We start from the raw sequence: 13,048 nt of genomic DNA on the forward strand, positions 1-13,048 counted from the left end.
TTTAACTGTTTATTCTTCATTTTTTTTGTCAATTAGCATTAATAGATTTATCAGGTATGATTTTTGCTTTTAAACTTCATGTTTACTAAATTTACATAAACAACAATCAATATTATGGATGATAATTTTTCACCTAGAGTAAAAGACGTTATTACTTATAGCAAGGAAGAGGCTTTACGTCTTGGACATGACTTTATAGGTACTGAACATTTGATGCTTGGCATTCTGAGGGATGGTAATGGTAAAGCTATTCACATCCTGAACAACCTCGCTATTGATCTTGATCATTTAAGACGAAAGGTTGAGATACTAAGCCCCGCCAGCCCTAGCATTGATGTCAGTGTAGAAAAGAAAAATTTACATCTGACGCGTCAAGCTGAACGAGCTTTGAAGACAACTTTTTTGGAAGCAAAAGTTTTCCAGAGCTCCTCCATTAGCACAGCACATCTGCTGTTGTGTATCTTAAGAAATGAAAACGATCCTACAACCAAGCTGCTGAATAAACTAAAAATAGATTATGACGTAGCAAAAGAACAATACATTAATATGACTCCAAACGAAGAAGAATTTTTAGAAAACTTGCCAAAAAACGAATCATATAATGATGATTCAGGACAAGATGACAGTCTCAAAGAAGGCAGTTTTAATAATCCCGCCAATAAATCAAATAAAAAATCAAAAACTCCGGTTCTTGATAATTTTGGAAGAGATTTAACAGAAATGGCCGAGGAAGGAAAACTAGATCCTGTTGTTGGACGTGAAAAAGAAATAGAACGTGTTTCTCAGATTTTGAGCCGACGCAAAAAAAACAACCCATTACTAATAGGTGAACCTGGTGTGGGTAAATCAGCAATTGCTGAAGGATTGGCTTTGCGAATTATTCAAAAGAAAGTTTCGCGTATTTTATTCAACAAACGAGTGGTAACTCTAGATTTAGCCAGCTTAGTTGCCGGCACTAAATATAGAGGACAGTTTGAAGAACGCATGAAAGCAGTTATGAATGAATTAGAAAAAAATGACGATATCATTCTTTTCATAGACGAGATTCATACTATTGTTGGTGCTGGCGGTGCTACTGGTTCGCTTGATGCTTCAAATATGTTCAAACCTGCTTTATCAAGAGGAGAAATTCAATGTATTGGAGCTACTACTCTAGATGAATACAGACAATACATCGAGAAAGACGGCGCACTTGAAAGACGTTTCCAAAAAGTAATCGTAGAACCAACATCTGTTGAGGAAACTATTGCGATTTTGAACAACATCAAAAACAAATATGAAGATCATCATAATGTGATTTACACTCCTGAAGCTATCGAAGCCTGTGTCAAATTAACAAACAGATATATGTCTGAACGTTTCTTACCGGACAAAGCTATCGATGCACTGGATGAAGCCGGATCTCGAGTTCACATCACCAATATTGATGTTCCTAAGCAGATATTAGACTTAGAACGACAATTGGAAGAAGTTCGCGAATTGAAAAATCTGGTTGTTAAAAAACAAAAATATGAGGAGGCGGCTAAACTTCGTGACGATGAGAAAAAAATAGAGAAAGACTTAGCCATAGCACAAGAGCAATGGGAAGAAGACTCTAAAAGCAACAGAATTGTTGTTACCGAAGACAATGTAGCTGATGTAGTCTCTATGATGACTGGCATTCCTGTAAACAGAATTGCACAGACTGAAAGCAACAAACTGGCTAAATTGCCTGAGCTGATTCAGGACAAAGTAATTGGACAAAACGACGCTGTTTTAAAAATTGCGCGTTCTATTCAAAGAAACCGTGCTGGATTAAAAGATCCTAACAAACCAATTGGTTCGTTTATTTTCTTAGGTCAGACTGGTGTTGGTAAAACACAATTAGCCAAAGTTCTTGCCAAAGAATTATTTGATTCTGAAGATGCTTTGGTTCGAATTGACATGAGCGAATACATGGAGAAATTTGCAATTTCAAGATTGGTTGGAGCGCCTCCAGGATACGTAGGATACGAAGAAGGCGGGCAATTAACTGAAAAAGTAAGAAGAAAACCGTATTGTGTTGTATTACTTGACGAAATTGAGAAAGCACACCCAGATGTTTTCAACATGATGCTTCAAGTATTGGATGACGGTTATTTGACTGATAGTTTAGGACGCAAAATTGATTTCAAGAATACGATAATTATCATGACTTCGAATGTTGGAGCACGTCAGTTGAAAGATTTTGGACAAGGTGTCGGATTTGGCACTGCTGCCAAAATTGCTCAGGCAGACGATAACTCTAAAAGTATTATTGAAAATGCTTTGAAGAAAACTTTTGCTCCTGAATTTTTGAACAGAATTGATGATGTAATTGTATTCAATTCTTTGGAAAAAGAAGATATCAATCTTATTATCGAAATCGAGCTGAAAAAACTATACAGCCGAGTTAATGAATTAGGATATCTATTGAAATTGTCTGAAAAAGCAAAAGCATTTATTGCCGATAAAGGATTTGACAAACAATTTGGAGCGAGACCTTTAAAAAGAGCAATTCAAAAGTATGTTGAAGATGCTCTAGCTGAAGAAATTATCACTTCAAAAATCACTTCCGGTGACGAAATATTCATGGACATTGAGGATGGTTCTCAAGAGTTAACTATAAAAGTTCACAAAGCAGAAGAACCTACAAATCAATAATTTAAAATAATACATCCATAATAAACCCGTTACGTTTTAATAACATAACGGGTTTATTCTTTATAGGATAATGTCGTATTTTTTAAAAACAAATATTTACATTTGATATCACATATAAAAGATCAACCAAAATTAATTTATGGTACAAAATAAAGTCATACTGGGCAGCGAAGAATGGTGCTCATTTCCAGAATTAGGAATTCCTACAATAAAAGCCCGTGTCGATTCTGGCGCCAAAACATCTGCTTTGCATGCTATAAATATTGCACCATTTATAAAAAACGATGCCAATTGGGTTAAGTTTGACATTAATCCAATTCAAAATAATAACAAAACGGTTATTCATTGCGAAGCCCCGCTGGTTGGGAAACGTATTGTAAAAAGCTCCAGCGGTTTTAGAGAACATCGCTATGTAATTCAAACCAGCATTTCTATTGGTGAAACAAGATGGCCAATCGAAATGACATTGACCAATCGAGATTCAATGGGATTTCGAATGCTTTTAGGAAGAGAAGCTATGAGTGGCAGAATCCTCGTTGATCCTGAACAAAAATACCTACTAGGACAGCCAACTGCTGAAAGTCTGAAAGAACTGTATATAAACTCAGAGAAAGCCAGTTCTGGCCTTAGAATTGGGCTTTTGGCTAGTAATCCTGAACTATACAGCAACAAAAGAATAATGGAAGCCGGTGAAATGAGAGGCCATGAAATGCATTTCTTAAACATCAAAGAATGCTACATGAAACTGGACGCCAAAACTCCCGAAATACATTACCGTGGCGGAAAAATATTAAATCAATTTGATGCTATTATCCCTAGAATCCGTCCAAGTATTACCTTTTATGGCTGTGCTTTAACAAGACAATTTGAAGCTTTAAAAGTGTTTTGTCTAAACTCATCAACTGCCATCACACAATCGAGAGACAAACTGTTTTCGCTGCAGTTATTACTGAATCACGGTGTTGATATTCCAACGACAGGATTTGCTAATTCGCCTTTGGATACAGACAATTTAATCAAAATGGTTGGCGGACCACCACTTATTGTAAAATTACTGGAAGGAACTCAGGGAAAAGGTGTCGTATTGGCAGAAACTAAAAAAGCAGCCGAAAGTGTAATCAATGCATTCAAAAGCCTTAATGCAAACATCTTGGTTCAGGAGTTCATTAAAGAAGCAAACGGTAAAGACATTCGCTGTTTTGTGATTGATGGCAAAGTAGTTGCTGCAATTCAAAGAGAAGCGATGCCAGGCGAATTTAGAGCTAATATTCACTTAGGAGGAACTGCATCTGTAATAAAAGTAACCGCCGAAGAAAAAAAGATTGCCATAAAGGCTGCTAAAGCAATGGATTTAAAAGTTGCCGGCGTAGACATTATTCGTTCCTCAAAAGGACCGTTATTACTGGAAGTAAATTCGTCTCCGGGGCTAGAAGGAATCGAAGGTGCTACCAACAAAGATATTGCCGGAGAAATGATTAAAGCAATTGAAAAAAACTTTAAGATTAAGTAGCTATAGGCTTTACACAATAGCAGCTTATAGCATATTGCCTATAGCTTAATGCCATCAAAAAAATGAATCAGTATTTAGATATCATCATCCGCAGTGCAGCCGTATATTTATTTATGGTTGTTGCACTGCGTCTTTTTGGCAAAAAAGAATTATCACAGCTTAACACCTCTGATGTGATTTTGATTCTCCTGATAAGCAATTCGGTTCAAAATGCAATGGTAGGCAACAACACAACGCTTTGGGGCGGTTTGGCAGCAGCTACAATTCTGTTTGTAATTAATTTTATATTGAAGAAATTAATATACCGTTATAAAAAATTCAGTGATTTATTTCTCGAAAAACCAGAGATTTTAATTCATAACGGAACTCTGGATTTTAAAAACTTAAGCAAATTAGGCATTACTTCGGATGAACTGAAAGAAGCGATGAGAGAGCACGGCGTACAGCACTTTAAAGATGTAAAACTCGCCATGCTAGAAATTGACGGAAACATAAGTATCATTACTGGTGACCAGACTTTAAAACAAACCCATTACAAACGAAGAAAAAATCATAAAAATCTAGTTCGAGGCAATTAGCCCCCTACTCAATGTCATTAAGTTAAAGATTTCTCACTAGTGTTTATTTAAATATAGTTCTCGCAAAGGCGCTAAGACGCAAAGAAATCCGATCATAACTTTGCGTCTTAGCGCCTTTGCGAGAGTGAATTAAAGCTTAACTTAATGACATTGGGACTATACCCAAGAACTACACATTTTTTTTAAAATTATTTAAATGAATTCATTTTAAGGAAGTTGAAATAAAATACTAAACTTCTAATCTAGCCCCGATCGAAGTGAAAATCCTTGTGAGCCGGGGTTCGGCTCACAAGATTGCAACGAAGAGCGGGACAACTGCTGATTCTAACCGAAAACTTCTGCTCCTAAAAATAATATAATTCATTTTACAGCATAAAAAAACCATTCGAATTGAATGGTTTTTTCGTTATTTATTAAGTATAGATTTTACAAAAATACTTTTAGAATCCAATATACTAATGAAGCCAGTAATGCAGAAACCGGAATTGTAAGTACCCAGGCCCAAAGCAGACTTACAGTTACTCCCCAGCGTACTGCCGAAACACGTTTTGTTAAACCTACTCCAATAATCGATCCTGTAATAGTGTGAGTTGTACTTACTGGTACTTTAAAATGCTCTGTGAAATAAAGTGTCAAAGCCCCTGCTGTTTCCGCAGCAACACCTTCAAAAGAAGTTACTTTGGTAATTTTGGAACCCATTGTTTTTACAATTTTCCATCCTCCGCTCAATGTTCCTACAGCGATTGCAGTATAACAAGCCAATGGAATCCATTCTGGCATTGCACCTTTTATACCTTTATCATCATCTGGAAGAACTACCTGCAGCCATTCTGGAAGATTCATAATATCGACACCGCTGGTTTTAATATAAACTGCTACTGCCGCAGCAATAATTCCCATTACTTTTTGAGAATCATTTCCTCCGTGACCTAAACTAAATGCCGCAGAAGAAAGCAACTGCATTTTTTTCAAAACCGCATCAGCCTTGTGAAGATTTAAACTACTGAATATTAAAGCAAATGTCGAAATTGACAGTATTATAAAAGCGACCAAAAACCACTTAATATTATGCGATTCAAATACAATACTCCAAAAATGAGATTCAAAACGTGGTTTTTCTATTTTTTCAAATGGAACCATCTGGCCATAAACAAACCAAATTGACACTATCATTAACCCAATAGTAAACAGTTTTGGAAGAATACTTTTTCTTGAAGCATTCAGTAGCCAAATAGAGATTATATACGAAATTAATGCTCCCAATAAAGGCGCAAGAACAATAAATGCAATAATAATTACAACTCCGGAAGGCATACCGCCGTCTTTACCAGCTTTGTACCAGCTTACAATATCATACCAGTGTTTAGTATGCTGTACACCATCTTCAAGAACAGTATAATCAGAAAATCCGTGTATTGTAATTGCATGAGCAATCGCTGCTCCAGCAAAACCACCAATTAAAGTATGTGAGGAACTGGAAGGAATTCCCTGCCACCAAGTAATTAAATTCCAAATAATAGCTGCAACAACACCTGCAAGAATTACTGTCAAATCAATTTCGCTTGTGTTTGCAGTTTTTGCAACAGTATTAGCAACACCTAAACCAAAAACCCAATAAGCTAAAAAGTTAAAAAAAGCCGCCCAAAGCACCGCCTGAAAAGGAGATAAAACCTTGGTTGCAACAACAGTAGCAATAGCATTGGCAGCATCATGGAAACCATTGATGTAATCAAAAATTAATGCTAGAACTATAATAATTAATAGTAAAGTCATATCAATATCTTCAGAATGAATAGATTAAATTAAGAATGTTTTACTGTAATAGATTCTAACACACTGGCAACACTCTTGCATTTATCAGTTGCTGATTCTAAAACCGACAATACTTCTTTATATTTAATGATATTTTTAGCATCAGTTTCGTTTTCAAAAATTTCAAAAACTGCTTTATTGTAAACCATATCCGATTTATTCTCCAGCTTGTTAATTTTAGCACAAGCGTTGGTAATCGTTTTCATGTTGCTTAAGTTTTTTAGTTCTTTTACAGCAACATCGATATTCTGACAAGCCTCAAGATTGATTTCTGTCATTTTTCGGATTGATTTTGTGATTTTATCCACTTGATACAAACGCATTCTTGAAGCAGCTCCGTGAAGGTAATCCGCAACATAATCAATAGAAGTTACTAAAGAGTGAATATCTTCTCTATCAAAAGGAGTGATAAAGTTTCTGCTCAATTCTAAGTTGGTCTGACGGGTAATATCTTCACCTTTTTGCTCTAATTCATCTATTTTATGAAATAAAGCTTCTCTTTCTTTTAAAGGAAGATTTACAGCTTCGTGCAGATTTGAAGCTAATTCAATTAAATTACTTGATGCTTCTTCAAAAAGAGGGAAGAATTTTTTGTCCTTTGGAACCAGAAATTGAAAAATACTATTTAATGACATTTGTTTATTTTTTATTAGTGCAAAATTACTTCATTATTTAAAGCTAATGTTAAGCCAATGTTAACAAATCATCTTCAATTTGAAAACTGTTTAGGAAGCCCACTGTTTGCTCGATGTCATAATGTAAAATTCTGTCTTCCTTAACCAAAGGCACTTCATTTCTGTAAGATTTTAAAAACATTTCTATAAAATCACTTGATTTTAAAGGTCTTCTGTATTCAATTGCCTGAGAAGCATTCATCAGTTCAATAGCCAAAATACGTTCCAGATTCTCCATAACCTTTAAGCATTTTGTCGAGCCATTCGCTCCCATACTTACATGATCTTCCTGTCCGTTGCTCGACACAATGCTATCAACACTGGAAGGAGTTGCCAGCTGCTTATTCTGGCTTGCGATGCTTGCAGCTGTATATTGCGGAATCATAAATCCGGAATTTAAACCGGGATTATCTACCAAGAAAGCAGGAAGATTTCGCAGTCCCGAAATCAGCTGATAGGTTCTGCGCTCCGAAATACTTCCTAATTCTGCCAATGCTATTGCCATGAAATCCAAAGCCAAAGCTAATGGCTGTCCGTGAAAATTCCCGCCGGAAATAATCTGATCACTTTCTATAAATATATTAGGATTATCGGTTACCGAATTGATTTCTGTCTTAAATACTTTCTTTACATAATCAAAAGCATCTTTGGAAGCACCATGAACCTGCGGAATACAGCGGAACGAATACGGATCCTGAACATGAGTTTTCGGCTGTTCGATGATTTCACTGCCATCTAGAAACTCTTTTACTCTTTTGGCAGTAGCAATCTGTCCGTTATGCGGTCTTATATAATGAATCAGTTCATTAAAAGGCTCTATTCTCCCGTCAAAACCTTCCAATGAAATTGTTCCGATTAAATCTGCCAAAAACGAAAACTTATTCGCTTTAATTACAATATAAGCGCCATAAGCACTCATAAACTGCGTTCCGTTTAACAATGCTAAACCTTCTTTGGATTTTAAAACAATTGGTTTCCACTCAAAACGTTTCAAAACTTCTGCGGAATTTACTTTTTTACCTTCAAACCAAACTTCTCCTTCCCCTAATAAAGGCAGTGACAAATGTGCCAAAGGAGCCAAATCCCCTGATGCGCCCAAAGATCCCTGCGTGTAAATTACCGGCAAAATATCATTATTATAAAAATCAACCAATCGCTGTACTGTTTCCAATTGTATGCCCGAATGTCCATAACTCAGCGATTGTATTTTAAGCAGTAACATTATTTTTACAATCTCATTCGGCACTTCTTCACCAGTTCCGCAGGAGTGTGATTTCACAAGGTTTTCCTGGAGTTTTGACAAATTCTCATTTGAAATTTTCACATTACAAAGCGAACCAAAACCAGTATTAATTCCGTAAATAGGTTCCGAATGCGAAGCCATTTTTGCATCAAGGTATTTTCTGCACTTTAGAATATTCGTTTTGGCATTTTCGGAAAGCACAATGGATTTATGATGGGAAATAATCTCCTGCAGTGTTTCAAAAGAAAGCAATTCGGTACTTATATAATGTGTATTCTCCATTTTATTTGATTTTAAGTGTTCAAAATTCCACAAAACCTTATTAAAAAACAATGTTTTATAACAATAATTTAAAGTTGAGACGAAATAAAGTCTAGAAACCGCCACAGATGCTGATTACTACTTAATTTTTTTTATGACTGTCCACAAAGAGTATCATGTGTGTTTTGTTTTGCCACTGATTACAAAGATTCTCACAGATTTTATTACACTTTTTTTTAAAATCTGCGTAAATCTTTTTAATCTGTGGCTAATTTATCTGCTTGGTGTTAATTACAGGTAGTCATATAAATTTTTATTATTTTAAAAATTTTCAAAGACCAGATTATCGTTTTTAAAGTAAAACTGCTAATGTTCGATCATTAAATCCGGTACAAAACCACAAAAAACTTCAGCAGAAAACAAAGATAATCTCAATAAACAAATGAATAAATTGCGCAATATTAAATTTGTACCAACATTGAATTTTAATTATTAAACTATTCGCAAAAACGAACAATATAGCTTTCTTTTTTCATAAAAAACAGTACTTTTGGAAAATCAAAATGAAGAAATTTAACAGCACATATCATCCTTCGATAACAACTCAAATCTGGGTTGCTCTTGCTGTTACAACTACATCTACTACAATTACTACCCCTTAGGGGTATACATTTTACATATAATCCAGCTATTGTACTTTTTTCTTTAAAGAAAGAAAGTCATGGGTGTATAGAAATCATTTTACAATCAAAAATAAAAACACAAAATTGCTGATTTTCAAATAGTAACAATTAAAACAGCGGTTTAAAATTACATAAAACAAATAAACTTCTTATGAGAGTATTAAAATTTGGCGGTACTTCGGTAGCCAATGCAGAAAACATAAAATTAGTTTTAGACATAGTTCTTAATAAAGCACAAGATGAAAAGCTTGTTGTTGTTGTATCCGCTCTAAGCAAAGTAACCGATTTATTGCAGTTAGCCGCTTCCAAAGCCGCTGCAAACGATGAAAGCTTTAAAGAAATTGCTGCCGAAATCGAGAAAAAACATTTAGAAGCGCTTAAACAATTGACTCCTGTTAGCGAGCAAAGCGGTTTATTAAGCCATATAAAAAGAATCATCAACCATCTGGAAACACTGCTTGACGGCTGTTTTCTTTTGGGTGAATTATCCCCGAGAACTTTGGATACCATCTTAAGTTTCGGCGAATTATTATCATCATACATAATTGCTGAAGCTTTAAAGCAAAAACTAAAAAACAGCAGTTACAAAGACAGCCGTGAATTGATTAAAACAAATAATCAGTTTGGTAAAGCTGCCGTGAATTTTGAAGTTACAAACAAACTAATAGCTGATTTTTTTGCTTCAAACGAAAATCAGGTTGTTGTAATGCCTGGTTTTATTGCAACTTCCGAAGACGGAATACATACTACTTTAGGACGCGGCGGTTCTGATTATACTGCAGCAATTATTGCAGGAGCATTAAATGCAAGTGATCTGGAAATCTGGACAGATGTAAACGGAATGTTTACTGCCAATCCAAAAATTGTAAAACAGGCACAGCCAATTGCAACTATTTCATACCAGGAAGCAATGGAATTGTCTCATTTTGGTGCCAAAGTATTATATCCGCCAACAATTCAGCCCGTTTTAAGAAAAAATATTCCAATTTATATCAAAAATACTTTCGAGCCGCAAGCCGAAGGAACTTTGATTTCAAACAACGTTACTGACCACAGCAATCCGGTAAAAGGAATTACACATATCGACAATATCACTTTGATTACTCTGGAAGGTTCCGGAATGATTGGTGTTGCCGGTTCTTCTAAAAGATTGTTCGAGGTTTTATCACATGAAGGTATCAACGTAATTTTTATTACTCAGGCTTCATCGGAGCATTCTATATGTATTGGTATTTCAAATTCGGATGCCGAAACAGCTGAAAATGCAATCAATAAAGCATTCCAAATTGAAATCGCACAAAACAAAATTGATCCTTGTATCGTAGAACAAAACCTTTGCATCATTGCTTTGGTTGGCGAAAACATGAAAAATCACCAAGGTTTAAGCGGTAGAATGTTCAGTACTTTAGGAAAAAACAATGTAAATATCCGTGCGATTGCTCAAGGTGCTTCGGAAAGAAACATATCAGTAGTTATCAATGAAAGAGATGTTAAAAAAGCACTGAATACTCTACACGAAAACTTCTTTGAAGAAAATACTAAGCAGTTAAACTTGTTCGTAATGGGTGTTGGAAATGTAGGTGAAAAATTCATCGAACAAATCCACCAACAGAAGAAATTCTTAAAAGAAAATTTAAAAATAAACCTAAGAGTTATTGCCGTTTCCAACTCCAGAAAAATGCATTTTGACGAAGACGGAATTTCTTTGAAAGAATGGCAGTCACTTTTAGAAAAAGGAGAAACAGCCAACAAAGAAGAATTTATTTCGAAAGTAAAAGCACTGAATTTGCGTAACAGTATTTTTGTAGATATTACAGCTAACGAAGAAGTTTCTAAAACTTACGAGCAGTATTTAAAACAAAATGTCGCTGTTGTAACCTGCAACAAAATTGCCTGTTCATCGGCTTATGATAATTACAAAAAACTAAAAGGTCTATCACGCCAATTCAATGCGCCTTTCCTTTTTGAAACGAATGTTGGAGCTGGATTGCCAATCATCGATACGGTAAAAAACCTAATCGCTTCTGGCGATAAAGTACACAAAATTCAAGCCGTTTTGTCAGGAAGTCTGAATTTCATTTTCAATAATTTTGATGAAAATAACACTTTTCATGACGTTGTAAAAGAAGCTGGTGTTCAAGGATTTACAGAACCAGACCCAAAGATTGATTTAAGCGGAATCGACGTTGCCAGAAAGATTCTGATTTTGATTCGCGAAAGCGGTTACCAAATGGAAATCGAAGACATTGAAAACAAAGCCTTCCTTCCAAAAGAATGCATGGGAACAACTAATAATGACGCGTTTTTCGCTTCGTTAAAAGAACACGCAAGACACTTCGAATCGATTTTAGCAGAAGCGAATTCAAAAGAAAGCCGACTGAAATTTGTCGCTCAATTCGAAAACGGAAAGGCAAGCGTAGGTTTACAGTTCATCCCAAAAGATCATCCGTTTTACAATCTGGAAGGAAAAGACAATATCGTTTTATTCTACACGGATCGTTACGTGGATCAGCCATTATTGATAAAAGGTGCCGGTGCCGGTGCAGCAGTCACAGCATCAGGAATTTTTGCCGATGTGATTAGAATAGGAAATGTGTAAAAAGAGTTTCAAAGTTGCAAAGCTTCTAAGTCGCTAAGTCGTTTTAGAAACTTTGAAACTTTGCGACTTAGAAACTTAGCAACTTAAAAGAAAATGAACGAAATAAAAATATTCTGCCCAGCTACTATCGCGAATCTTTCGTGCGGTTTTGATGTACTCGGACTTTGTCTGGCTACACAAGGCGATGAAATGATTGTCCGTAAATCAGATGTGAAGGGGGTTCGTATTACCAAAATCGTAGGTGCTGATTTACCAATGGAAACCGAAAACAACGTTTCCGGAGTTGCAGCTTTGGCGATGCTTGAAGAAGTCGAAACCGAATTTGGTTTCGAAATCGAAATCTACAAACACATCAAAGCGGGAAGCGGCATCGGAAGCAGTGCTGCCAGTTCTGCCGGTGCGGTTTTTGGCATCAATGAATTATTGGGAAGACCTTTCACCCGAAAAGAATTGGTAAAATTTGCAATGCAGGGAGAAAAATTAGCCAGCGGAAACGCTCATGCCGATAACGTTGCCCCTGCCCTTTTGGGAGGTTTTACATTGGTAAGAAGTTCAAATCCTTTGGATATCATCAAAATCGAAAGCCCTTCTGAATTGTATGCAACGGTTGTTCATCCTCAAATCGAGTTGAAAACATCCGATGCTCGTTCGGTATTGAAACAAACCGTTTCGCTAAAAAGCGCCATTACCCAATGGGGAAATGTAGGCGGATTGGTTGCGGGTCTTTACACTCAGGATTACGAATTAATCGGACGTTCACTACACGACGAAATCATCGAACCTATCCGCTCTATGCTAATTCCAGGATTCGATTTAATCAAGCAGACAGCGTATGAAAATGGAGCCTTGGGTTCTGGAATTTCAGGTTCTGGTCCTTCTATTTTCGCTTTAAGCAAAGGAAAAGAAAACGCCGATAAAATCGCCAAAGCCATGAGCGCCGTATACGAAGAAATGAATCTGCCTTACGAAATTCACGTTTCTAAAGTGAATGACAAAGGAATTAGTGTCCTTTAAGGACGCTGTAGGC

Annotated in this window: 8 protein-coding genes; 5 read left to right on the forward strand and 3 right to left on the reverse strand. The window is 35.9% G+C overall.

Going from position 1 to position 13,048, the window contains the following annotated elements:
* Positions 1 to 114: 114 nt before the first annotated feature.
* From C8P67_RS08790 to C8P67_RS08800, 3 genes are all read left to right on the forward strand, one after another.
* Entirely contained in the window at positions 115 to 2,661 is a 2,547-nt protein-coding gene (locus tag C8P67_RS08790; RefSeq protein ID WP_115812433.1) for an ATP-dependent Clp protease ATP-binding subunit, read from the forward strand.
* A gap of 139 nt (positions 2,662 to 2,800) precedes the next feature.
* On the forward strand, positions 2,801 to 4,171 hold the full coding sequence (gene rimK / locus C8P67_RS08795) for a 30S ribosomal protein S6--L-glutamate ligase (RefSeq protein ID WP_115812435.1): 1,371 nt from the start codon (positions 2,801 to 2,803) through the stop codon (positions 4,169 to 4,171).
* 62 nt (positions 4,172 to 4,233) lie between these two features.
* A complete protein-coding gene (locus tag C8P67_RS08800; RefSeq protein ID WP_115812437.1) occupies positions 4,234 to 4,749 on the forward strand; it encodes a DUF421 domain-containing protein in 516 nt (171 codons plus the stop codon).
* Positions 4,750 to 5,175: 426 nt separating this feature from the next.
* Here the strand turns inward: C8P67_RS08800 and C8P67_RS08805 are convergent, their stop codons facing one another.
* From C8P67_RS08805 to hutH, 3 genes are read right to left on the reverse strand one after another with little or no spacing between them, the layout of a single operon-like run.
* Positions 5,176 to 6,522, reverse strand: a complete 1,347-nt coding sequence (locus C8P67_RS08805) for an inorganic phosphate transporter (RefSeq protein ID WP_115812439.1) — start codon at positions 6,520 to 6,522, stop codon at positions 5,176 to 5,178.
* Positions 6,523 to 6,551: 29 nt separating this feature from the next.
* Positions 6,552 to 7,196, reverse strand: a complete 645-nt coding sequence (locus C8P67_RS08810; RefSeq protein ID WP_115812441.1) for a DUF47 domain-containing protein — start codon at positions 7,194 to 7,196, stop codon at positions 6,552 to 6,554.
* Between the two features lie 49 nt (positions 7,197 to 7,245).
* Positions 7,246 to 8,760: a histidine ammonia-lyase gene (gene hutH / locus C8P67_RS08815; RefSeq protein ID WP_115812443.1), complete on the reverse strand. Its 1,515-nt coding sequence runs from the start codon at positions 8,758 to 8,760 to the stop codon at positions 7,246 to 7,248.
* A gap of 813 nt (positions 8,761 to 9,573) precedes the next feature.
* On the opposite strand from hutH, the gene thrA reads away from it, so the two are divergent.
* Both thrA and C8P67_RS08825 read left to right on the forward strand, forming a co-directional pair.
* Positions 9,574 to 12,021: a bifunctional aspartate kinase/homoserine dehydrogenase I gene (gene thrA, locus C8P67_RS08820; RefSeq protein ID WP_115812445.1), complete on the forward strand. Its 2,448-nt coding sequence runs from the start codon at positions 9,574 to 9,576 to the stop codon at positions 12,019 to 12,021.
* Positions 12,022 to 12,114: 93 nt separating this feature from the next.
* Positions 12,115 to 13,035, forward strand: coding sequence for a homoserine kinase (locus C8P67_RS08825; protein WP_115812447.1), 921 nt, complete (start codon positions 12,115 to 12,117; stop codon positions 13,033 to 13,035).
* The last annotated feature ends 13 nt before the right edge of the window (positions 13,036 to 13,048 follow it).

This window comes from Flavobacterium aquicola, assembly GCF_003385115.1.
Classification (GTDB): Bacteria; Bacteroidota; Bacteroidia; order Flavobacteriales; family Flavobacteriaceae; genus Flavobacterium; species Flavobacterium aquicola.

What these genes read in the sequence shown, in the direction of transcription:
- C8P67_RS08790 (WP_115812433.1), top strand. Translation starts at nt 115, where the DNA reads ATGGATGATAATTTTTCACCTAGAGTAAAAGACGTTATTACTTATAGC.
- rimK (WP_115812435.1), top strand. Translation starts at nt 2,801, where the DNA reads ATGGTACAAAATAAAGTCATACTGGGCAGCGAAGAATGGTGCTCATTT.
- C8P67_RS08800 (WP_115812437.1), top strand. Translation starts at nt 4,234, where the DNA reads ATGAATCAGTATTTAGATATCATCATCCGCAGTGCAGCCGTATATTTA.
- C8P67_RS08805 (WP_115812439.1), bottom strand. Translation starts at nt 6,522, where the DNA reads ATGACTTTACTATTAATTATTATAGTTCTAGCATTAATTTTTGATTAC.
- C8P67_RS08810 (WP_115812441.1), bottom strand. Translation starts at nt 7,196, where the DNA reads ATGTCATTAAATAGTATTTTTCAATTTCTGGTTCCAAAGGACAAAAAA.
- hutH (WP_115812443.1), bottom strand. Translation starts at nt 8,760, where the DNA reads ATGGAGAATACACATTATATAAGTACCGAATTGCTTTCTTTTGAAACA.
- thrA (WP_115812445.1), top strand. Translation starts at nt 9,574, where the DNA reads ATGAGAGTATTAAAATTTGGCGGTACTTCGGTAGCCAATGCAGAAAAC.
- C8P67_RS08825 (WP_115812447.1), top strand. Translation starts at nt 12,115, where the DNA reads ATGAACGAAATAAAAATATTCTGCCCAGCTACTATCGCGAATCTTTCG.